Here is a 21,152-nt window from a genome sequence, read left to right on the forward strand (position 1 = left end):
CCCGACTGATTCGCGCGCCTTTGACCTGGGCCGCCGCGCGGCGCACGATGCCGCATGGGCTGCCTCGTTCAGCGAGCCCAAGGCGCAAACGGTTCATTTCGTCGCTACCCAGCCGCGCACGCTTGCCCAGTGGATGGAGCTGCACCGCAGGGAACTCACAGCGTACGAAGGGGCAGCGCTTGCGAAGCGTTATAAAGCGCGCATCGACGCGATCGCTGCGGCTGAAAAGCGGGCCGGGCACGGAGAACGGCCGGCCACTTTCGCCGCGTGCGGCTACTACATGCTGCTGGCCCGCAAGGACGAATTCGAGGTCGCGCGCCTGTTGATGGACCCTGGTTTCCGCTCGCAGATCGAGTCGCAGTTCGAAGGCGCCGTGGACTTCCACTTCCATCTCGGTGGCGGCGCCGTGGCTACGAACCACCCGGTGACGGGCAAGCCCGTGAAGCGGGAGTTGCGCGAATGGATCGTCTCCGCCATGAAGACGCTGGCTGCTATGCGCCGCTTGCGCAACACGTGGGCCGACCCGTGGCAATATAGCCCGGAGCGCAAGCTCGCTGCCGAATGGGTACGTCGCTACGATGCCGACGTCCAGCACATCGAGCAAGCCTTGGCCGGCGCAGTCGATGCCAGATCCCGCACGGCGCTTTGCGAATTGCCGCGCGTTCCGAAGAAGCTCCGCGGCTACGGTCATGTACGCGAGGCGCATTCCACGCAGGCGCTTGGGGTACGCGATCAGGCGCTGGAACGGTTGGCGGCCGGCTACGTTGAAAAGCGAACGGTTGGACAGGTTCCAACGGCTGCATGAGGTGCAAGCGATGAGTTCCTACAAGACCACTGACATCTGTGATGCCTGCGCCAAAGCGCAAGCATGCGAACTCCCATTCCTAGGTTTCGGGCGGCGACGAGCATTCTCGGGCGCGATTCGCACGGTGCGCTACGTCCAGGGGATCAGCGTCGTTCGTGAGTTGCTTCGCCAGCGCGGCGAAGGGCAGGACCTGGTGATCGACGGGGCAGGCCTTGCCTGGCGGGCTCTCTTCGGGGACATCATGGCTGGCCTCGCGGCACGCAATAGGTGGGAAGGCGTGATCGTGAATGGCGCTGTCCGCGACCGGGTCGAGATCAACCGGATGGACATCGGCGTCAAGGCCCTTGCGACTGTAGCGCGATCCGAGGTGAAGCTAATAGGAGGCGCCGGGCACGGCCAACGAGTCCACCCCCGGCCGTCGGCGGATTGACCATCACGCCCGTCAGGCTCTGGCGCTGAAGTGAGTCTATTACTACCACGTGCCTTTCGGCGACCGCGGGGGCTCGATCTATGGGCCGTGCGAGCAGGGCAGGCACGCGCCGGAATTCCTCACGGTGGTGAAGACGGCGTAGGCTCCCTTTCGGGCGGAGGCCAGGCAATGAATGCGTCTGCCGGTACCAGCGGGCAACCGCGCACGCTAATGCACCTTCCCGGTACCGGAGCAATTCGCACACGGGCGCCTGTCTGCATCCCGTCCGGAGCCTCCACAGCTTCGGCAAATCTTCTCCCCGGAGCCAGGCGGACTCTTGACGGGTGCAGCCTTGGTGGTGGTCTTCTGCGCTGAGTTTGTCGAGGGCTGCTGCTTCATGGCTGTCTCCTTTTGCGCAAGCTCTGATTTGCTGCAAATTTGCACCGGACGGGGAGGCCGAGCAAGTGGCCTCTGGAGCGAGTCCAGTCGGAAGGCACCTATACCTAATTCGCGCATCGTCGCACTGAACTTGCGCCCAAGGATATCCTCAATATCAGTTCTGTCAGGCGACACGACAAATTGCCCTCCGCATTGACTCATCCGGACTGTTACCGGGTGAGCCCGGCCTCGAGCCTCACGTAACGTGCTACCTGCTGGATGGGCCAGCCGGAGCGCACGAACGTCGCGAGTCAAGTGAGCATGTCAACACGCAGGAGTTGATCGACGTCGTGGACAACGCACGCGTTGACCACCGCCTGAGCCTGGGCGGAACATATGATCGCTGCAGCAACGAACAACACAGCCTCACGCGCTCGGTAACGTTGCGCCGTGAGGCAACATGGGGGCCAGTTCCTGATGTCGCTTGACAAGTTCAACCGCCCCACGCGACTGCATACTTCAGGCATATCACCTCCGTTCCGTCTATGATTTTGTGAAAGTCATCTGGCATGAGAAGTTCATGGCCGAGGAAAAGAACTGACACAGCCAGTGATAAGTTGTTGCAATCGTCCGTTGGGCGCGAGGCAAGATTCGCCCGCGCTGCCGAAGCGTTTGTGGAACAAGGCCAATGAAAAAGCTCATCACCTTTGCGGCAGGAGCCGCCTTCGCGTTCGGGGCGCTCGCCGCAGCGTTTTTTGAAGCGTGGAGCTACTCAAATTCGATCGACGATTTCACGGGCGGGAGCGTGACGACTGCCAGCTTCGCAAGTGCCAATTCGCTTGAACTTTCGTCGCCCTATGAAGGCAATAATCATGGAGTGCTGGTCATTCGCCAGCGCAAAATGGAGATCGAGGCCTTGAAGTTGACCGATGGCCGCAACCGTGTGATTTACATGATCTGCACCGATGGCGGGGGCGCTTAAGGCCCACGAGCCGGGTCCGCGAGGAGTTCTAAGAATTGAGACCTGCGCGCTCACTCACCGGCGACAAAAGGTCGATCAGACGCGAGTGTCGACTTGGCTTCCAAGCAGCAAGCTGCTTATCGGGGCATTTTTAGCCGAGGCCACCGCTTCAGCTCCCTTTTCTTCAACAGGCATCGCCATGCGCTTCATCTGCTCCTGAATCATCTCGATTTGCTGCTGCAGTGCTTGGATCTGCTCTTAGGTATCCGTTTTGCGAGTCTGCAGTATTGGCAAGCTGCTTCGAGCGCCAGCACGTGGAGCCCCGACATCTCGGGCAGATACGCCTCACGTGGATCAGGCCGACATGGATCATCCGGCGCGCTTTTCGGGTGGAGACCCGAAGACCTACGTTGTGGAGTATATGGATCATTGAAAATGCCCTTCGATTTCTTGGGCCGCCGCCAAAAGCGCTGGCCTGATGTCGCGCATGAACACCTCGGCAGGCATCGACTGCGCAGGCCCGGCGGCGCTCAGGACCATGAGCGGCATGCCCTTGCCCACCCGCAGCGGAGTCGCAATGCCATGCACCTCGGGCCGCCAGTCCCCGAAGGAACTGCAGCACCCAAACTCTTCGAGTTCGTCGATTGCCTTGCGAATGCCATCTTCGATGCTCGGCCAACTCGCTGGGTCCAGCGTGCGCATCCTGTCCTCGAGCCCCTTGCGCGCACCCGGCTTGACCGCGGCCAGGTAGGCCCGACCCATCGACGAGGTTGCGAGCGGCATTCGGGAGCCTAGATTCAACCGAAGGGTGACGACAGAGTCGCTCCGACAGGTCTCCACATAAAGCATGGACTCCCCTCCCGCATGCTGAGGGCAACGAGGCATTGCGTGCTGTCTGCCAGCTTCTGCATGATCGGGCGACTGACTTCCTTCGCATCCAGCCTGGACAGGGTCGTACCGCCCAGCGAAAGCGTCGCCATACCCAGTCGATAGCGGCCCGCATCGTCGTCGTGGTGGAGAAATCCGAGCTTGGTGAGTGTGTACGTCAACCGGGACACGGTCGACTTCGGCAGGGAGCATCTTTCGGCCAGTTCCTGGTTTCCGAGACGCTCCTCGCCCGACTTGAAGGCCTGCAGCACCTGCAGCCCCCTCGCCAATGCCGCGACGAAGTGGCGGTCTTCCTTGACAGGCCGCCCGGCGGGCGCAGGGCGGGGGGCATCTCCGCTTGTCTTCAAGACACTTCTGGGCATCTGCGTAAGCTGAATCGAGGTGCGAAGCGCACGGTGGCCGGGGGACTCCGCGGGGCGACGGTGACGCTCCGCGACCTAACTTGTGAGGAACCGCTCAATCCACGCTGGCAACCACTTCGTCGCGACCCACGAAGCGAGACAGCCGACCGCAAATGATGTCCTCAGCTTCGCGCATTATCCTGGAGAGCAACTCGCCGACCGATGGAACGTCGTCAATCAAGCCGGCGACCATGCCGCAGCTCCAGGCGCCGGCGTCCATGTGGCCGTCCACCATGACTTTCGGATAGACGCCTCCGACGAAATCACGAATGTCCGAGATGCTGACTGCAGCTCCCTTCTCGCGCTCGACCGCCAGCAGGGCATCGACCCCCGCATTCTTCAGAACGCGTTCGGTATTGCGGAGCTGTCGCATGACCAGGCGCGTATCGAGCTCCGAGGCGTCGACGATGGCCTGCTTGACGTTGGGGTGAACCGGTGCCTCTTGGGTGGCTACGAATCGGGTGCCCATGTTGATGCCGTCTGCTCCCAGCGCGAGCGCTGCGACCAGACTGCGCGCATCGGCCATCCCGCCGGAAGCCACGAAGGGGACAGTCAGTTCGTCCGCTGCCCGCGGCAGCAGAATCATGTTCGGCACATCGTCCTCGCCAGGATGCCCACCGCACTCGAATCCGTCGACGCTGACGGCATCGCAGCCAATCTGCTCGGCTTTCAAGGCGTGGCGGACGGAGGTGCATTTGTGGATGACCTTGATGCCGGCGGCCTTCAACGCGGGCATGTACTGCTCGGGGCTGCGCCCGGCCGTCTCGACGATCTGTACGCCGCCCTCGGCAATCGCGGCGATGTACTCCGCGTACGGATGGGACGCGAACGTGGGCAGGAACGTGAGGTTGACGCCAAAAGGCTTGTCCGTCATTTCCCGGCACTTGGCAATTTCCTTGGCCAGCAGCTCGGGAGTCCTCTGCGTGAGGCCTGTGATGATGCCCAGCCCGCCAGCGTTGGAAACAGCGGACGCCAGCTCGGCAAGACCAACGAAATGCATTCCACCTTGGATGACGGGATGCTCGATCGCGAACAGTTCTGTGATTCTTGTCTTCATGGTAGATAGGTTCGTGCGGCTGTGTCGGACGCTCGGCTGGCCGCTCATCCGGCCTTCTGCTTCAGGATTTCTTCCTCGACCTCTCTCAGCCGATCCTTGCCGAAGAAGATCTCGTCACCGACGAAGAATGTCGGCGAACCGAAAGCGCCTCGCGCAAATGCCCTTTGCGTGTTGAAACCCAGGCGTTCCTTCACGTCGGCGTCCTCCGTGGCCTCCAGAATGGATTGCGCGTCGAGGCCTGCTGCCTCGAGCGCACCGTGAACCGCTGCCGGGTCCGCCATGTTCAGGCTCTGCTCCCACATGCAGGAGAAGACCGTTGCCACATAGGCGTCGAAGCAACCGAGCTTCTGCGACGCCACGGCGCCCCTCATGATGAGAAGCGTGTTGACGGGAAAGAACTCATTCTTTCGAAAAATCGAAATCTTGTGTTTGGCCAGGAAGCGCTGAATCTCCAAGGCATCGTAAGCACGCTTGCTCGGGATCGCCGCGAATGCCTCCGCGGGCGACCGGTTGTTCGTGAGCTTGAACAAGCCGCCAAGCAAGATGGGAACGTACTCGATCTGGGTGCCGGTGCGCCGCTGGATATCTCGCAAGACACGGTGGCACATGTACGCATTGGGGCTACCGAAGTCGAAAAGGAACTCAGCGGCTGCGTTGCTCATGGGTCTGTCTCGACGAAGTGGAAGGGGAGGGCGGATTCAGGAAGGCATCGAAGGCAGCTTTCGCCTGGGGCGTCTGCAGCAACTGCGCAAACATCAGGTTCTCCTGCTCGAGGCGGCGAAGATGCGCGGCGGCGGGCTCGCCTCGCATCAGCGACTTGATGGACCGAAGGGCGGGCGCAGAAGCAGCGCACAAGCGGCGGGCGACCGCCACCGCGTGCGGAAGGACTTCCTGCGGCGGCAGCACCGCGTTGACCAAACCGAGCGTTCGAGCGTCCGCAGCACCGACTGCATCTCCGAGCATCAGCAGTTCCGCCGCTCGCTGGTGGCCCAGCGCCGCCGGCAGCAACAGCGACGAGGCGAATTCCGGACACAGACCGAGCTTCGAGAAGGGAAAGGACAGTTTTGCAGAGCTGCCGGCAAACACCAGGTCGCAATGCAAAAGCATCGTTGCCCCGATGCCGACCGCCGAGCCGTTGACTGCAGCGAGCAGCGGCTTCCCCAGCGCGATCACCGCCTTCATGAACCGGACGGAAGGCCGCTCTCCCTCGATGGACGGTAGGCTGGCGAAGTCGGCGTTGTCATTGCCAGCACAAAAGGCGGATTCGGACCCGTGAATCACGACGGCGCGGACCTTCTCGTCGCGCTCAGCTTCGACCAAGGCTTGCGCAAGCTCGATGTACATGTCGGACGTCAGGGCGTTTCTGCGCGACGGTCGGTTGATGCCCAGGAGGCAGAGGCCATCGTCAACCTCTCGAGTGATCTCGTGCATCACCAGGCCTCCATCCAAGGACGAATCTCGGTCTCATGGGTCCATGCGTTGCGTGGTTGCATGTGGATCTGCCAGTAGGTTTCCGCGATGCTGTCGGGCAAGACAATGCCGCCTTCGTCCTTCAACGCGTAACGTTCAGGGAAGTTGGACCGGATGAACTCTGTGTCGATCGCGCCATCGATGATGGGGTGCGCCACGTGGATGCCCTTCGGCCAAAGCTCGCGCGCCATCGACTGCGCCAACGCACGCAACGCGTGCTTGGCTCCTGCGAACGCCGCGAAACCATCGCGACCCCGCAGGCTCGCCGTGGCACCCGTGAAGATGATGGTTCCTCGCTGTCGCGGCAACATCCGCGCCGCGACCTCTCTACCCATCAAGAAGCCGCCGAAACAAGCCATCTCCCAAACCTTGAAGTAGACCCGGGCGGTGGTTTCGGTGATGCCGAACCGCACGTTGGCACCGATGTTGAAGACAGCCACTTCGATGGGCGCAATATCGCGCTCGATGGTGTCGACCAGCGACGCCATCTCTTCTTCCTTGCGCGCGTCGCTGCCAAAGGCAACGGCCTGGCCGCCAGCTGCCTTGATTTCCTCGACCAGAGGAACCAGCTTGTCAGCGCTGCGCCGGGTGACGCAAGCGATGTAGCCCTCGCGAGCGAAGCGCTTGGCAATGGCGCCTCCTGTGGCATCGCCGGCGCCAATCACAAGCACCGCCTTCTTCTCACTCATGTCATCTCCTGATCGTTGGGGATAGGTGCAGCGGCCCGAAAAGCCGATGCGGCTAACTGCTTTGCTTCGAGGCCTGGGAAGCAGCACGAGGATGTGAATTCTGCGGCTCAACCCCTTTGAAAACGGAACATCGGCGCAAAACGAGTTCTGCAATGCAGAACTTGCGAATGACGGCGGCGTCGCCCATCCTGCGTCCCGTGCTGGCCTGAAGTCTTCGAGACGCCCGAGGGGGCTCCTTTGGACTGGGCTGTTCTGCAATGCAGAACTGAGTATCTCCCGTTGATCGTTCTCGCTTCATACACTCAGCGCCGAGACAAACCGCCGAGGAATTCCAGATGAAGCCTGAGCCAGAAGTTGCGTGCAGGGTGCATGAGTTGTTGCACCCGTGGGTCGCCGTTCAGCCAGAAGCCGTTGCGCTTCGAGATGCCCAAGTCTCCTTGACCTATGGGCAACTCGAGCATGAAGCGGAATCGATGGCTCGGCGCCTGGAGGACGAAAAGGTGCGGCCAGGTGACCGCGTGCTTTTGGTAGGGGAGAACTGTGTCGCGCTCTGCGTATTGTTCCTCGCCCTGAGCAAGGTCGACGCCTGGACGATCGTCGTGAATGCGCGCCTCACATCGAGGGAGATCGATCAGTCCCTGAGCCACTCGGGTGCGCGTCGCGCTCTCTATCTTTGCCATGTGTCGCCGGATGCGCAGGCCCATGCGACCCAAGCTGGGGCTGTGCCATTTCCTTCGAATCTCGGCACCCTCGCCATCGGTCCATTGGCCGGGGATGTCGACGCCGAGCCCTGCTTCGCGGATCCGGGTCAGCAAGTCGCCGCCATGGTCTACACCTCCGGCACCACCGGCTCTCCCAAGGGAGTGATGTTGACCCACGGCAGCATGATGTTCGTCGCCACGTCAGCACGCGACATGAGAGGCATCGGCCCCGGGGACGTGGTGTACGGCGTGTTGCCGATGGCGCATGTGGTGGGGTTGTCAACGCAGTTCCTGGGGGCGATGTCGGCGGGCGCCACCTTGCTCTTGGAACCTCGATTCACCGCTGAGGGCGCGCTCGAAGCGCTGGCCAAGGGTGGTGTGACCATCTTTACCGGCGTTCCGGCCCTCTACGCACGCATGCTCGAGTGGGCCCGGAAAGCAGAGAAGCCCATCCGGGCACCGAATCTGCGTCTCATCACGGTTGCGGGATCGCCTTTGACGCCCAGTCTCAAGGCCGAAGTGGAACGAGAGTTTGCACTGCCTCTTCAGAATGGGTACGGGCTGACCGAGACCGCCCCGACGATCGCCCAAACCGGACCCGGTGGAAACCGCACCGATTGTTCCGTTGGACCGCCCATCCCAGGCGTCAAGGTTCGAATCGTTGATTCTGAAGGGCGCGACGTCCCACCCGGAGAGGTCGGTGAGCTTTGGGCGACTGGGCCTGGTGTCATGAAGGGCTACTACAAGAACGCGGCTCTCACGGCGGCTGTCGTCAACGACGAGGGATGGTTCAACACCGGTGACATGGCTCGCGTCGGGCCTGATGGTGCGTTGTTCATTTCTGGGCGCACGAAGGAGCTCATCATCCGCTCGGGCTTCAACGTGTATCCGCTCGAAGTCGAGCAAGTGCTCAACGCGCACGCGGCAGTCGTCCAGTCGGCGGTGGTGGGCCGCGAAGTCGAGCACAACGAGGAAGTCGTCGCATTCATCGAGACCAAAGAAGGTATCGAACTGAACCTGGGCGACCTGCGTGCCTATCTGCGCAAACATCTCTCGCCGTACAAGCAGCCAACCGATATTCGAATCTTGAAGGCGCTGCCATCGGCTCCGAACGGGAAGGTCCTCAAGCATCTACTTCGAGAGCTTGCGAAATCATCGATCCGCAACTGACATGGTGCAAACGCACCCTCTCACCCACCAACAGTTCGTCACCCCATTCCAAGGAGACAACAATTGAAATCCGTATCAAGGAACATGGCTCTTGCCGTAATCGCCGTGGCTGCCATCGGCCTCTCCAACCCGTCGCGCGCTCAGGAAAAACCAGAGGCATATCCGTCTCGTCCGATTCGCGTGATGCTTGGATTCGCGCCGGGAGGATCGACGGATGCCCCGATGCGTGTTCTGGCTGAAAAGGTAGGTGCGATTCTGAAGCAACCGGTCGTGATAGAGAACAAGCCAGGCGCAGCCGGGGTCATTCCGACGCAGACGCTGCAGTCGGCGGCGCCGGATGGCTACACGCTCGCCATCGCCCCTGCGGGGGTTTATCGGTTGCCTTATACACAAGCGATCAAATGGGACCCTGCGAAGGACCTCACATATATCATCGGACTGACAGGCTATGCCTTCGCCATCGTCGTGCCCGCGAACTCACCGATCAAGAACCTCGACGACTACGTCGCGTACGCGAAGGCCAACCCAGGAAAGTTGACGTACAGCACGCCGGGGGTGGCAACGACAAACCACCTGACCATGGAACAGGTGTCGAGGCACTACGACATCAGCCTCAACCACATCCCCTACAAGGGGTCGGCAGAGTCGCTCCAGGCCATCGTGGCTGGACAAGTCGATTCCGCGGCCGAGACCTCGGCCTTCGTGCCCTATGTGGACGCTGGCAAGCTGAGGCTGATCGCGGTGTGGGGAAACAAGCGGATGAGCCGATATCCGAGCGTCCCGACGCTCAAGGAGAGCGGCCTGAACATTGTTCAAACCTCTCCGTGGGGACTGGTGGGTCCCAAGGGGATGGATCCGATCGTCGCGGGAAGGCTTCATGCCGCATTCAAGCAGGCCATGGAGACCAAGGAATTCAAGGATGTTCTCGCCCGCTTTGACATGGAGCCCGACTACAAATCGCCGAAGGAGTACCAAGCTTTCGCCGTGGAGTCGATGAAGCGCGAGAAGGAAATCCTCGATATCCTCGGTCTTTCTCAGAAGTAGCGATTCACGCGCGACTCTCGTTGCTATCGGGCTTTCTGCTAGACGAGGAGACCAGCGTCTGCATGGAGCCCGCCCTGAAGCACGGCGGCGCATGCCAGCACCGTCTTCGCGCCACGGCCACATGGAGCGCCAGCTAGGTCGCTTCGCAAACGTCAGCGCTCCCTTGGCTTCAGAAAGCGTGACGGAGACCCAAGTCAATGCCTCTCAAAGTCCCGCCCGCCACCAGCAAGGCCGGACCGCCACTGAACGAGATCTTCGAAGCACCCTTGTTCTGAATTCGAGCAACGGTGGTGTAGAGCGCGGTACGCGTTGACAGATAGTAGATGTATCCCACCGCGATGCGGCTCGCATCGTCGCCATTGGCCAATGCTTGGCCGCGAACGGCGGGGCCCTCCATCTCGCTGAAGGTATAGCTCGCCCGCAAAAGGCCGGCTCCCACAGGGACTGTGACGCCAAGCAGATAGTAGTTCTGCTTGGACACCTTGTACTTGCCTTGAACTGCCTCTGCAGATACTTTGGCTGGCCCAAAGTCGTAGCTCGCGGCAAGCACCGCCTGTTCGTATTTGTCGGCAACGATGGTGGTCTCGGCATATGACGCGTTCACGAGGAGTTTTTCGTTGCGCCAGCCAACCATGCCACCCGCATATTTGGCACCGACCACGCCCTCGGCTGGTGCAACCCCGACTTGCCCAAAGAATCCACCTAGATTCGCTGGAAGCGAATAGGTCACAAGATTGTCTGCGCGGGTCAAAGTGAGCGCACCACTTCCGAGAGCACTCAACAGCACAGAGACTCCCCCAATACCGTTGTCTCCAAACGGATCCACGGTGGCGAACGCGATGTAGCTTGGCGTGATGTCGCGGCCCAGCTTGATCTCGCCCAATGCACCGCTAGAAAGGCTGACGGTGGATCTGCGATTGAAGAAGCGTGAGGGATCGACCAGGGTGCCGGTGTCCGGGCCGAAGCCGTTCTCCAGCCAGAACGACGCTTGCAGGCCGCCACCCAGGTCTTCCGTACCACGGAAGCCGAGGCGCGAACTGTTCATCCCGCTTGTCGTGAGAGAGGTCATGGAGGCATAGTCATTGCTGACATAGCGAATCGTCGCATCGGTGATGCCGAACAATGTCACTGAGGTTTGAGCGTTTGCGCCACTCATCAAGAGGAGCGAAGAGAAGAATGCGAGAGCGGTTTTGCGCATCGAAATTGTGGTTGAGACTTTGAACGTGCCTTCATGGGTGCGGGTGACGGCACCCATTACTCGACTTCAGCCTCATCGACGGCTGCAGTGACGATGACTTCGATCAAGATCTCTGGAAGGCCCAAAGCGCATTGAACGGTTGCGCGGGTCGGCGCATTGCCTGGAGCCGTCCACGTGTCCCAGATTTCGTTCATCCCCGCAAAATCGTGGGTGATGTCCTTCAGCCAGATTTGGACACTCAGCAGACGACTCTTGCTCGTTCCAGCCTCGGCCAGCAGCCTGTCAATCTTTGCGAGGACCTGGCGGGTCTGCCCGCGTATATCAAGGGTGCGATCCTCAGCCGTCTGCCCACCGATGAATGCCATCCCGTTGTAGACCACGGCGCTGCTGCGACGCGAAGTAGTGGCGTGTCGACGGATTTCCCTCATGCATTTCTCTCTTTTCAAAAGTTACAGACGAACCCATGCCCGACTAGCTAGTAGCCGTGCTTTCCCAATGGGGAGTACCGCGGGTTGCTAAGCGGTTAAGTCACCCGCGGTCGAGGCTTCCGACCGCAGGTAAAAACAGGCCACTGCACGACGAGACGCTCTGATATCGAACGCGAGCACGTGCTGGCACCAACTGGCCGTCAAGGGCTCATGTCGCCCAAGAACGAAGGTCCCTCACACGTTTTCCTGCTCGACGTTCAGCGACGCCAGTTCTTCCAGCGTCAGCGGCTTCAATGGCGGGCGAATGCGGTAGAAGCCCACTTCCGACACCTGCCGCTTCTGCTGCGCCGCGAGGATGTGGGAGATCGTGTAGCCACACTGGCGGCCTTGGCAGGGCCCCATCCCGGCGCGGGTGTACGACTTGAGTTGATTCGGTCCGGGCTGACCGATGGCGGCGGCCTTGCGGATGTCGCCGGCCGTCAGCTCTTCACAGCGGCAGACGATGGTGTCGTCGGGCGGCGCAAAAATGTCGGACCGCGGTGGGTAGAGCGCATCGAGCATGGGACGCAGGCGCAGCAACCCTTTCAGCTTTTTGCGCAAGGGCGCAGCGCGTGCGATGGCCTCATCCGGCGACAGTCGGCCGGAATGCATTGCAACGCCCAGCGCGACCAATTCGCCACGCACGCACGCGGCCAGGGCGCCGCCGATGCCGGCGCCGTCGCCTGCCACGTACACGCGCTGCTTGCTGGTCTGCCCCCAGGCGTCCAGGTCGGGCGTGAGGCACGCTTGCTGTGTATTCCAGCGGTGGGCGCAATCGAGCGCACGCGTCATGTGAATGGATGGAACCACACCCTCGTGCGACAGCAGCACGGTGGCCGGCGCACGCATCGACTTGCCATCGGCTCGTGTGTATTCGATCTCCTGCAGGCGGCCCTCGCCCAGCGCCCGCACGGCGGTCACACCGCGTACACGCGTCACGCCAGCTGCCCTGAGTTCCTGCAGCCAGGCCAAACCCTTGCCGACGTCTCCCCAGCTCGCCAGTGCAGCGCCGATCGAGGGCAAGGTGCGCAGCCAGCCACCGACGGGCGCCGTGTCGAGCCAACCTGCAATACTGCCGCCGGCGCGCAGCAGCTGCGCCATGTACAGCAGCGGCAGGGGCCCGCTGCCCGCAACCCAAACCGGTTCCGACGGAACCTGGCGGGACGTCTTCAACAGGATCTGGGCCGCGCCGACCGTCAGCACGCCAGGCAGGGTCCACCCCGGAAACGGCGCTGGCCGCTCCTGCGCGCCGAGCGCCAGGACAACGTGCATGGCTCGCACCATTTCTGCGTGTCCACCCCTCTTCATGTAGACCTGCCAGCCAGGCTCGACTTGCCAGACCTGCGTCTGAGGCTCATAGTGAGCGCCACAGGCGCGGAAGCGTCCGGCAAGAACGGCACCCGAGCGGTACTCGTCGCCGAGCAGCGCACCCGTCGGCGTAGGCGCCATCGCTTCCACCCCGCGCCAGATCTGACCGCCCGGCGCGGGCTGTTCGTCCACGACCAACACAGACAGTCCCTGCCCGCGCATGCCGATGGCCGCGCTCATGCCGGCCGGTCCTGCGCCGACGACCACAGCATCGAAGTCGCGCGTCATGACGCGAGGCTCCTGCGGCCGTACTGGCGCTCGACGCGCATACCTTCGCGCACGGTGATCAGGCAGGACTGCGTCGACGATGCGCCGTCTACGATGGCCAGGCAGTCGAAGCACACACCCATCATGCAGAACGGTGCACGCGGGCTCCCACTCACTGGGGTGGTGCGGCTGGCCGACATCGGCTGCCGAAGCAGCACGGCGGCCACGGTTTCGCCGATCTCGGCGGTCACGGCTTGCCCGTCGACCGTGAGCGTCAGCAGTGGGCTAACGGCGTCATTGATTTTTCGGAACATTGAAGCGCTCATGGTGAAAGATCCGAAGGGAGTCCGGCAGCCCACCGCTGGCCAACGCCTCGGCATAGGCGCCGGCGTGGAACGAGGCCAAGGTGACGCCGGAATGACAGGTGGCGATGTCCGCGCCGGGGTGACTGACAGAGCTGGCGTACACGGGGTTGCCGTCCGGCGTCATGACCCGCAGGCACGCCCATTGGCGAACGAGCTTCGCTTTCGCAAGGTCCGGGAGGATGCGCAAGGCCTTGCGCGTCATGCGCACCGCGCCCTCGGTCGTCGTGGACAGGTCGAAGCCCACGTCTTCCTGGGTCACGCCGATCATCACGGTGCCTTCGCCCGTCTGCCGCAGCCCACTGGCCGGTACGGGCAACAATGGCGCCAATCGTTCCGTCACGAGGATCTGACCCCGCAGCGGCCGCAAGGGCACGTCCAGTCCGACCATCGGGCCCAGTGCCGACGAACCCAGACCCGCGGCGATGAGGACGCGCTCGGCACGCGCGCGAAACCCACCGGCCACCACCTCGAAGCCGCCGCCAGGCAGGGGGTGGATGGCGGTCACCGCGTGGTTGCTTCGCAGCGCTCCACCTCGACGCAGGTACGCCGCCAGCATGGCCGCCAGCAAGCGCATCGGGTTGACTTGGCCGTCGAGGTCTCCAAGGGTCGCCCCGGCCACCTCTGCGCCGAGACGCATCGACGGGAAACGGCGAATCAGTTCGTCGCGGTTTAGCACATGGGCAGAAGGTGCAAGGTCCGGCGTCTGGGCGTGCCACACATCCATTTGTGCGGCGCGGGCTGACAGGTCGGCGTCGCTCAGACAGAAGTGCAAGCCACCCTTGCGCTCGTAGGCGAGTGCCATGCCGGTTTCTTCTTCCAGCCGGGCCGCAAACTCCGGCCAGGCTTCGCAGGCTTGAATCGTCAGGCGTTGGTATGCGGGGTCGTTGATCCCCTTGCCATGAGCCCACACGAGCCCAAAGTTGGCCTTGGCGGCGCGAAGATCGGTGTCGGAGCCGTCCAGCATGAGAACGCGCCGGTTCAGCCCGGCCAGCCCGTAGCCGACGGCGGCGCCGACCATGCCGGCTCCCGCCACGATCACGTCGTAGTCGGTCATCAGTCCGCCGTGATGTTGTTCTTCTTGACCACGGCGCCCCATTTTTCATTCTCTGTCTTGATCAGCTCGGTGAATGTCGAAACGGACGCGGGCGCTGGGTCGCATCCCAGGTCGGCGAGTCGCTTGATCACCTTGGGATCATTGAGTACCGCATTGAAATCGGCATTGATCTTTTGCACGATCGGCGCGGGCAGCCTTGCCGGCCCCATCACGCCGCCCCAGGTCAGCATTTCCGCGGCGGGCACCCCGGCTTCTGCCATCGTGGGCACGTTGGGCAGCAACGGCGACCGCTTGGGCCCGGTAACGGCTAGCGCTCGAAGGCGCCCCGCTTTGACGTTGGGCTCCATCGAGGTGATGTTGCCGATCATGAGCTGAATCTGCCCTGCCGCCAGGTCCATTTCCGCTGCCGGATTGCTCTTGTAGGGCACGTGCGTGATGTCGATGCCGGCACTTCCCCGGAACAACTCGGTCACCACGTGCAGAGCGGAACCCGACCCGGACGAGCCGTAGAACAACTCATGCGGATGCGCCTTCGTGTAGGCAATGAGTTCCTTGACCGACTTGACGGGCAGGCTCCGCGTTACGCTCAGCAGATTCGGGCTGGTACACAGCATCGCGATGGGTGTGAAGTCTTCGGTTGCCTTGTAGGGCAAGCGCTTGGCAACGACGTTGGCCACCACGAACGTCGAAAGCGTGGCCTGCCCCAACGTGTACCCGTCGGGCGCGGCCTTCGCAGTCGCATCGTTGGCAATGAGGCCCGTGGCACCTGGCCGGTTGTCGATGACGATGGGCTGCCCCCAGCGCTCACTGACCGCGGTAGCCACCACGCGCGCAATGGCGTCGGCGGCACCGCCGGCAGCACCGGGAACGATCCAACGCACGGGCTTGTCCGGATAGGCTGCATGAGCGGCCCGCATCACGCCCGCAAAGCACAGCAACATGACAGCACCTGTGCGACGCATGGTTGAAAGATCGAATTTCATGGTGGGAAGAAATGGATGATGAGATTTCGATGAGTTCCTGAAAGAACAACCTGTCGATGCCTATGTTAGTGAGCCAAGGCGATTTTCGGAACCGTGGGAACCACTATCGATGTTGTTCTGCAATAGGTGGGCCATCCATGCGTAAGCCGTTGTTTTGATTAATATTTGTCATCAAGCTATGTGCTTACAATAGCAATTCAATATCCATCAATGTCATTTTGCTATGGACAAGCGCATCACCCTTCGACATCTAGAAGCCTTTCGCGCAATCATGGTGCGACGCACCGTCACCGGGGCTGCTCAAATGCTCGAAGTCACACAGCCTGTGGTCACGCGCTTGATCGCTGATCTCGAGGAACGCATCGCGATGCCGCTGTTCAAGCGCGCTAACGGGCGTCTGGCGCCGACGCCCGAAGCGGCTCTGCTGTTCGAGGACGTGCACCAGTCGTTGATGGCCATCGAGCGCATTGCGAACGCGGCATCCAACATCAAGTCACTGAAGCTCGCGCGCCTCGGAATCGCCGCCGCGCCCGCCATGGCGCTCTCGTTCCTGCCACGCACCATCGCGAGCTTCACGAGCGAGCATCCGGAGACGCTGGTGTCCATGCGCACGCATAGCACAGCCACCGTGATCGATATGGTTCAAAGCGGCCGCTGCGACCTCGGCTTCGCGATGTTGAATATGCGAAAGACACTGCACGGCAACAGCGAGTTGCTGGTGTCGGCCAAGATGGTAGGCGTGGTGCCGATCCACCACCGGCTAGCAAGTCGCAAAGTCCTTCGCCCCGAGGACTTCGAAGGCGAGAGCTTCATCGCCCCGTCGCCCTTGATGGAAACGCGAACCCAGATTGATGCCGTGATGCTGTCGCACGGCGTCAATCGCCGGATCCACGTGGAGACCCAGCACTCTTCCGCCATCGTCAAACTGGTCGAAGCGGGCGCCGGCCTCGGCCTCATCGAACCCCTGACGGCCAGCGCCTACACAGGAGGGTTGCTCAAGTTCGTTGCATTCGAGCCGGCGATCGTCGCGGACTACTCCATCGTCATCTCGCAGCGAATGTCATCGACGCTCATCCTCAAGCCCTTCATCGACCATGCGCGAAGGGAAATCCGCAGGATGCTGCCCGGGCACCTGATTGTCCATGGCCAATAGTGCGCTCAGAAACTTCGTGCGTGTCGACTTCAAGCGCGGGAGGCTTCGGGCGCGCTCGGGCCGTTGTCATGAGGATCTCAAGCTGACCGTGACCAAGAGCGCAACGAGTATCGCGAGAGTCAACCAGTAGCCGATTGGCATGGCGTCGTCCATATCGATGTCATCCTCGGAAACTGTCGCGATGAGGCCAGGCAAGGGGCTGACCACAATTTCGCGCCTTCGAATTTTCGGCGCGCCATCTGAAGCGCCGAGCCCCTTCGCATGGGTCTCGAGTTCAGGACGCGTGGCGGCCAGATTAGGCCTGCTTGGCGACGGTTCATTCATTTCGCACTCCGATTGAAAAGCGCGTCGAGCCTTTCTTCAAACGCGTGGTAGTTGATGCACTCGTAAAGTTCCGCGCGCGTCTGCATGCTGTCGAGGACCGCCTGTTGAGAGCCATCCCGACGGATCGTCGCATAGACCGCTTCTGCCGCCCGGTTCGCAGCGCGAAAAGCGCTCAGCGGATACAGCACCATGCCGACGCCGGCGCTCGCAAGCTCATCGACCGTGAAGAGCGGCGTCTGGCCGAACTCCGTGATGTTGGCAAGCACCGGGACGCCAAGGGTGGACGTGAAGCGGCGGTAGGTGTCGAGGTCATAGGCCGCCTCCGCGAAGACCGCATCGGCGCCGGCCTCGACGAAGCGGGCGGCACGCTCCAGCGCGACATCGACGCCTTCGGAAGCGATCGCGTCGGTGCGCGCAATCAGGTAGAAGCCGGCATCGGTGCGTGCGTCGACGGCGGCCTTGATGCGGTCGACCATCTCCTGGGTCGCGACGATCTCCTTGCCCGGCCTGTGGCCACAGCGCTTGGCGCCGGCCTGATCCTCGATGTGGCAGGCGGCCGCGCCGAACTTGACCAGGCTCTTGACGGTGCGCGCGATGTTGAAAGCGCTCGGTCCGAAGCCGGTGTCGATGTCGACCAGTAAGGGCGCATCGCACACGTCGGTGATGCGGCGAACGTCGGTGAGCACGTCGTCCAATGTGTTGATGCCCAGGTCGGGGAAGCCGAGCGAGCCGGCCGCGACACCGCCGCCAGACAGGTAGATGGCCTTGAAGCCCGCGCTTTGCGCAAGCAGCGCATGGTTGGCGGTGGTGGCGCCGACGATCTGCAGCGGCTGTTCCTGCTGCAGGGCCAGACGGAAGCGCTGGCCGGGGGAGAGGGGAGCGGTCATGGTGTGGGGGGGTCGGTGGACGAGTCAGGCGATGGCATGGAGCCTGGCGATCAGGTCGACGGTGGGCAGCACGTCGGCGTACTTCTGGCCGAGGTCGAACAGGTTGACCTTGTGCGAGGTGATGCTGCGGTCGTACACGCATTCCTGCGGAATCGCAACCTTGAAGTTCAGCGAGAAGGCATCGACCGCCGTGCCGCGCACACAGCCGCTGGTGCTGCAGCCGACGACGATCACGGTGTCGATCTGCTTGTCGATCAAATGGCTGCACATGGCGGTGCCAAAGAAGGCGCTGGGGTGCTTCTTCGGGATCAGCACGTCGCCCGGTTGCGGTGCGATCTCGGCGACGAATTCATAGCCCTTGGCCGAGACGCCCATGATCGCGGGCACCTTCTCCGCCAGGCGGCCGCCGTCGTAGGCCTGCTTGGGCGCCACGTGGGGGTACATGACGGGCCATCCGCGGTCGCGAAAGACTTGGATCAGCGGAACGAGTGCCGAGACCGCATCCCAGGCGACCTCGCCGCAGGAGGTGGGGAACTCCTTGATCGCTTCGTAGAACGGCTTGCGTTCGGTGCCGACGGTGCGGTATTGCACGTCGATGATGAGCAGCGCGGGCCGCTGGCCGAGGCCGCTCGGGCGACCGAAGCCGGCGGCGGCATAGGCCTTCTGCTCGTCCTCGCTGATCACGTCGTCCCAGATGTTCATGGTGTGCTCCGATGAGGTTGATTCGAATGGGAGAGAGTGTTCAGGCCGCCTGCAGTTCTACGCTGCCGTCGTTGTGCCTGAAGAGGTACTGGCCGTCGCCTGGGGCTCCAGTGAGCTTGCCGTCCTGCATCACGGTCTTGCCGCGCAGGATGGTCTCGACCGCCCAGCCCTTGAAGGTCCAGCCGTCGTAGATGCTGTAGTCCGAATAGGACAGAAGCTCTTCGTGGCGCACGGTGCGCTCCAGGTTCAGGTCGACCAGCGTGATGTCTGCGTCCATGCCCGGGCGCAGGGCACCCTTGCGGTCGTCGATGCCGAAGATGCGCGCCGGGTTGGCCGCCACCAGTTCGCAGATGCGACGCAGCGGCAGGCCACGCTTGTGATGCCCCTCGTGCAGCAGCACCGGCAGGATCGTGGCGGTGCCCGGGAAGCCCTGCGATGCGAGCCATAGCGATTTGTCCTTGGTCGCGCGCTTGCGTGGGCAATGGTCCGAGGCGACGACGTCGATGCTGCCGTCGAAAAGGCCTTCCCACAGCGCTTCGCGTTCGGTCGCGTTCCGAAACGGCGGGTTGGCCTTGCCCATCCCGCCCAGGTCCATGTCGCTGGTGTGGGTCAAGTAGTGCGGGCAGGTCTCGACGTAGACGCGCTCGTAGCGCGCGCGCCAGCGCCGGACCTCGTCCAGGCCCAGCTTGGAACTCATGTGCGGGATGTAGATGGTCGCGCCAGCCTGTTCGGCGAGGAACATGGCGCGGATGCAAGCCTCGGCCTCGGTGATCGGGGGCTTGATCGCCTCCCACTGCAGCAGGTTGTCCAGCCCGCGGTCGAGCTGCGCGTTGCGCAGGCGGTTCACGATCTCGATGTTCTCGGTGTGGCACACCACGGTGACGCCGCCGATGCCGGCCGCCTGCTGCAGCAGAGCGTGGAAATAGCCGTCGTCGGTGCCGTCCAGGCCCAGGTAGCGGCCTTCTTCACCCTTGAAGTTCATGAAGTACTTGAAGGAGGTGACGCCGTAGTCCTTTACATAGGAAGGCAGCTCCTGCACATGCAGTTCGGAGGCAGTACTGAAGTGGAAGCCGTAGTCGGTGTGGGCGCGCGGGCGCGCATAGCCCTGCTCGCGCCGGTAGACATCGCCGTAGGCCTCGTTGTTGAGGAAGTAGGCCAGCACGGTGGTGAAGCCGCCGATCGCCGCATGCGCAGTCTCGGTCTCGTACTCGGTGACCTTCTCGCCGAAGCCGAAATGCATGTGGGCCTCGATCAGGCCGGGGAAGACGTGCAGGCCATCGATGCGCCGCTCTGCGACGCCTGCGGCAACCGGGGTGCCGGGAGCCAGCAGGGCAGCGATGCGGCCGTCCTCCACCAGCAGATCGAGAGGGGATGGATCTTGCTCGGCACTGACGACGATGCCGCCGCGGAGGATGAAGTTGTGGCTCATGGCGATTTGCTTTCGAAAGTCGACGGGGAAGAAGGTGCGGGCTCGACGATGGCGTCGAGCTCGGCACGACCGATGGATTCGCCGATGCACACCAGGAAGCCGGCGCGCCCGCCGGGCGGCCACGCGGCCAGGCGCTCCGGTGGCGCGAAGTAGCCCTGCACGCCCTGCACCACCCACGGCGCGCTGCCGTCGCCCAGCGCCAGCAGGCCCTTGCAGCGGAGCAACCGCTGGCCCAGGCGTGCCGACAGCGCCTGCGTCCAGCGCGCATAGCGCTCCCAGTCAAGGGGTTCGTCGATCGGCAGCACGTGCGTGGTGATCTGGCTGAAGGCGCTGCCGTGGGTGTCGGGCTCGTCGCCGCCGTCGGCGTACTGGGGGCGAAGCGGGCCGCGCAGCCAGGCAGCCGGGCCCGCGCCGGCCCCGTGTGGCGTCGACTCAGGGGCGTAGAACAAGGGCGCCGGCGCTTCGCCCTGCCGCCAGAGCGAGACTGGCGCATGGGCGTTGATGCCAGCGAGCTGCGAAGCCAGTCGGTCGCGTTGCGTCGAGTCGGCGGTGTCGGTCTTGCTGATCACCAGGCGATCGGCGAATGCCACTTGGCGGCGGGCTTCGGCGTAGCGCTCCAATGTGTGCGGGCCGTTGCGTGCGTCCACCAGCGTCAGCACCTGCGACAGCGTGCAGCGCGGCACGAGCGCCGAGTCGCCGAGCAGCGATGCCACCAGCGGGCCGGGGTGGGCCAGTCCGCTGGTCTCGACGATCACGCGATTGAACGGGGCTATGCGGCCGCTGCTGCGCCGGGCGAACAGGTCGATCAGCGTGTCGCGCAGCGTGCCCGACGCGGCGCAGCACAGGCAGCCCCAATCGAGCAGCACGACCTGGTCGTCGGCACTCGACACCAGCAGATGGTCGAGCCCGACTTCGCCGAATTCGTTGACGATGACCATCGCGCCGGCGAACGCCGGATCGCGCAGCACAGCGTTGATCAGCGTCGTCTTGCCGCTGCCCAGGAAGCCGGTGACTAGGTCCACGGGCAGACGTCCAGGGGCAG

The 21,152-nt window shown here is 62.9% G+C and carries 24 protein-coding genes; 6 read left to right on the forward strand and 18 right to left on the reverse strand.

Annotation, left to right across the window (positions count from 1 at the left end; all coding sequences use genetic code 11):
- Nucleotides 1-133: 133 nt before the first annotated feature.
- The 3 genes from QTI33_RS09905 to QTI33_RS09915 all read left to right on the forward strand — a co-directional run bounded on the left by QTI33_RS09905 (nt 134) and on the right by QTI33_RS09915 (nt 2,574).
- Nucleotides 134-805: a DUF6537 domain-containing protein gene (locus tag QTI33_RS09905; protein WP_286505634.1), complete on the forward strand. Its 672-nt coding sequence runs from the start codon at nt 134-136 to the stop codon at nt 803-805.
- A 10-nt stretch (nt 806-815) separates the two neighbouring features.
- On the forward strand, nt 816-1,235 hold the full coding sequence (locus QTI33_RS09910) for an RraA family protein (protein ID WP_286505635.1): 420 nt from the start codon (nt 816-818) through the stop codon (nt 1,233-1,235).
- A gap of 1,045 nt (nt 1,236-2,280) precedes the next feature.
- Nucleotides 2,281-2,574 carry a hypothetical protein gene (locus QTI33_RS09915; protein WP_286505636.1) on the forward strand — a complete coding sequence of 98 codons (294 nt, stop codon included), beginning with the start codon at nt 2,281-2,283 and terminating at the stop codon, nt 2,572-2,574.
- 75 nt (nt 2,575-2,649) lie between these two features.
- On the opposite strand, the gene QTI33_RS09920 is transcribed toward QTI33_RS09915, so the two are convergent.
- From QTI33_RS09920 to QTI33_RS09950, 7 genes are all read right to left on the reverse strand, one after another.
- Nucleotides 2,650-2,778, reverse strand: coding sequence for a hypothetical protein (locus QTI33_RS09920; RefSeq protein ID WP_286505637.1), 129 nt, complete (start codon nt 2,776-2,778; stop codon nt 2,650-2,652).
- A gap of 201 nt (nt 2,779-2,979) precedes the next feature.
- Complete coding sequence (locus QTI33_RS09925) at nt 2,980-3,438, reverse strand: IclR family transcriptional regulator domain-containing protein (RefSeq protein ID WP_444814824.1); 459 nt, start codon at nt 3,436-3,438, stop codon at nt 2,980-2,982.
- Nucleotides 3,351-3,788: an IclR family transcriptional regulator gene (locus QTI33_RS09930; RefSeq protein WP_286505640.1), complete on the reverse strand. Its 438-nt coding sequence runs from the start codon at nt 3,786-3,788 to the stop codon at nt 3,351-3,353. Before QTI33_RS09930 ends, QTI33_RS09925 begins: the two co-directional genes overlap by 88 nt.
- 109 nt (nt 3,789-3,897) lie before the next feature.
- On the reverse strand, nt 3,898-4,899 hold the full coding sequence (locus QTI33_RS09935; RefSeq protein WP_286505641.1) for an NAD(P)H-dependent flavin oxidoreductase: 1,002 nt from the start codon (nt 4,897-4,899) through the stop codon (nt 3,898-3,900).
- 44 nt (nt 4,900-4,943) lie between these two features.
- Nucleotides 4,944-5,561, reverse strand: coding sequence for a 2-hydroxychromene-2-carboxylate isomerase (locus QTI33_RS09940; protein WP_286505642.1), 618 nt, complete (start codon nt 5,559-5,561; stop codon nt 4,944-4,946).
- Entirely contained in the window at nt 5,542-6,330 is a 789-nt protein-coding gene (locus tag QTI33_RS09945; RefSeq protein WP_286505643.1) for an enoyl-CoA hydratase, read from the reverse strand. Before QTI33_RS09945 ends, QTI33_RS09940 begins: the two co-directional genes overlap by 20 nt.
- Nucleotides 6,330-7,058, reverse strand: a complete 729-nt coding sequence (locus QTI33_RS09950; RefSeq protein ID WP_286505645.1) for an SDR family oxidoreductase — start codon at nt 7,056-7,058, stop codon at nt 6,330-6,332. The genes QTI33_RS09945 and QTI33_RS09950 overlap by 1 nt, the downstream gene beginning before the upstream one ends.
- Nucleotides 7,059-7,393: 335 nt before the next feature.
- Here QTI33_RS09950 and QTI33_RS09955 point away from each other — a divergent pair, with 335 nt between their 5' ends.
- Nucleotides 7,394-8,929 (forward strand): class I adenylate-forming enzyme family protein, encoded by a 1,536-nt coding sequence (locus QTI33_RS09955; RefSeq protein WP_286505646.1) that lies wholly within the window; start codon nt 7,394-7,396, stop codon nt 8,927-8,929.
- Between the two features lie 84 nt (nt 8,930-9,013).
- On the forward strand, nt 9,014-9,973 hold the full coding sequence (locus tag QTI33_RS09960) for a tripartite tricarboxylate transporter substrate binding protein (protein ID WP_286505765.1): 960 nt from the start codon (nt 9,014-9,016) through the stop codon (nt 9,971-9,973).
- A gap of 169 nt (nt 9,974-10,142) precedes the next feature.
- Here QTI33_RS09960 and QTI33_RS09965 read toward each other — a convergent pair whose 3' ends face one another.
- From QTI33_RS09965 to QTI33_RS09990, 6 genes are all read right to left on the reverse strand, one after another.
- Entirely contained in the window at nt 10,143-11,228 is a 1,086-nt protein-coding gene (locus tag QTI33_RS09965; protein ID WP_286505647.1) for a porin, read from the reverse strand.
- Nucleotides 11,228-11,599, reverse strand: coding sequence for a RidA family protein (locus QTI33_RS09970; protein WP_286505648.1), 372 nt, complete (start codon nt 11,597-11,599; stop codon nt 11,228-11,230). The genes QTI33_RS09965 and QTI33_RS09970 overlap by 1 nt, the downstream gene beginning before the upstream one ends.
- 234 nt (nt 11,600-11,833) lie before the next feature.
- Complete coding sequence (locus tag QTI33_RS09975) at nt 11,834-13,234, reverse strand: FAD/NAD(P)-dependent oxidoreductase (RefSeq protein ID WP_286505649.1); 1,401 nt, start codon at nt 13,232-13,234, stop codon at nt 11,834-11,836.
- Nucleotides 13,231-13,527 (reverse strand): (2Fe-2S)-binding protein, encoded by a 297-nt coding sequence (locus QTI33_RS09980; RefSeq protein WP_286505651.1) that lies wholly within the window; start codon nt 13,525-13,527, stop codon nt 13,231-13,233. The genes QTI33_RS09975 and QTI33_RS09980 overlap by 4 nt, the downstream gene beginning before the upstream one ends.
- Nucleotides 13,508-14,632, reverse strand: a complete 1,125-nt coding sequence (locus tag QTI33_RS09985) for an NAD(P)/FAD-dependent oxidoreductase (RefSeq protein ID WP_444814825.1) — start codon at nt 14,630-14,632, stop codon at nt 13,508-13,510. Before QTI33_RS09985 ends, QTI33_RS09980 begins: the two co-directional genes overlap by 20 nt.
- Entirely contained in the window at nt 14,632-15,615 is a 984-nt protein-coding gene (locus tag QTI33_RS09990; RefSeq protein ID WP_286505652.1) for a Bug family tripartite tricarboxylate transporter substrate binding protein, read from the reverse strand. The genes QTI33_RS09985 and QTI33_RS09990 overlap by 1 nt, the downstream gene beginning before the upstream one ends.
- A gap of 223 nt (nt 15,616-15,838) precedes the next feature.
- Here QTI33_RS09990 and QTI33_RS09995 point away from each other — a divergent pair, with 223 nt between their 5' ends.
- Nucleotides 15,839-16,768, forward strand: a complete 930-nt coding sequence (locus QTI33_RS09995; RefSeq protein WP_286505653.1) for a LysR substrate-binding domain-containing protein — start codon at nt 15,839-15,841, stop codon at nt 16,766-16,768.
- A gap of 66 nt (nt 16,769-16,834) precedes the next feature.
- Here the strand turns inward: QTI33_RS09995 and QTI33_RS10000 are convergent, their stop codons facing one another.
- Genes QTI33_RS10000 through QTI33_RS10020 form a run of 5 tightly spaced genes read right to left on the reverse strand, consistent with a single transcriptional unit; the run spans nt 16,835 to nt 21,132 of the window.
- Nucleotides 16,835-17,092, reverse strand: a complete 258-nt coding sequence (locus tag QTI33_RS10000; RefSeq protein WP_286505655.1) for a hypothetical protein — start codon at nt 17,090-17,092, stop codon at nt 16,835-16,837.
- Nucleotides 17,089-17,979, reverse strand: coding sequence for a methylisocitrate lyase (gene prpB / locus QTI33_RS10005; RefSeq protein ID WP_286505657.1), 891 nt, complete (start codon nt 17,977-17,979; stop codon nt 17,089-17,091). Before prpB ends, QTI33_RS10000 begins: the two co-directional genes overlap by 4 nt.
- 24 nt (nt 17,980-18,003) lie before the next feature.
- Nucleotides 18,004-18,681 carry an isochorismatase family protein gene (locus tag QTI33_RS10010; RefSeq protein WP_286505659.1) on the reverse strand — a complete coding sequence of 226 codons (678 nt, stop codon included), beginning with the start codon at nt 18,679-18,681 and terminating at the stop codon, nt 18,004-18,006.
- A gap of 40 nt (nt 18,682-18,721) precedes the next feature.
- Nucleotides 18,722-20,110 (reverse strand): dihydroorotase, encoded by a 1,389-nt coding sequence (locus tag QTI33_RS10015; protein ID WP_286505660.1) that lies wholly within the window; start codon nt 20,108-20,110, stop codon nt 18,722-18,724.
- The gene (locus QTI33_RS10020) at nt 20,107-21,132 is read right to left on the reverse strand and encodes a CobW family GTP-binding protein (RefSeq protein WP_286505661.1); all 1,026 of its coding nucleotides are present in this window, start codon (nt 21,130-21,132) and stop codon (nt 20,107-20,109) included. The genes QTI33_RS10015 and QTI33_RS10020 overlap by 4 nt, the downstream gene beginning before the upstream one ends.
- Nucleotides 21,133-21,152: the final 20 nt, after the last annotated feature.

It is taken from the genome of Variovorax davisae (assembly GCF_030316845.1).
GTDB lineage: Bacteria > Pseudomonadota > Gammaproteobacteria > Burkholderiales > Burkholderiaceae_C > Variovorax > Variovorax davisae.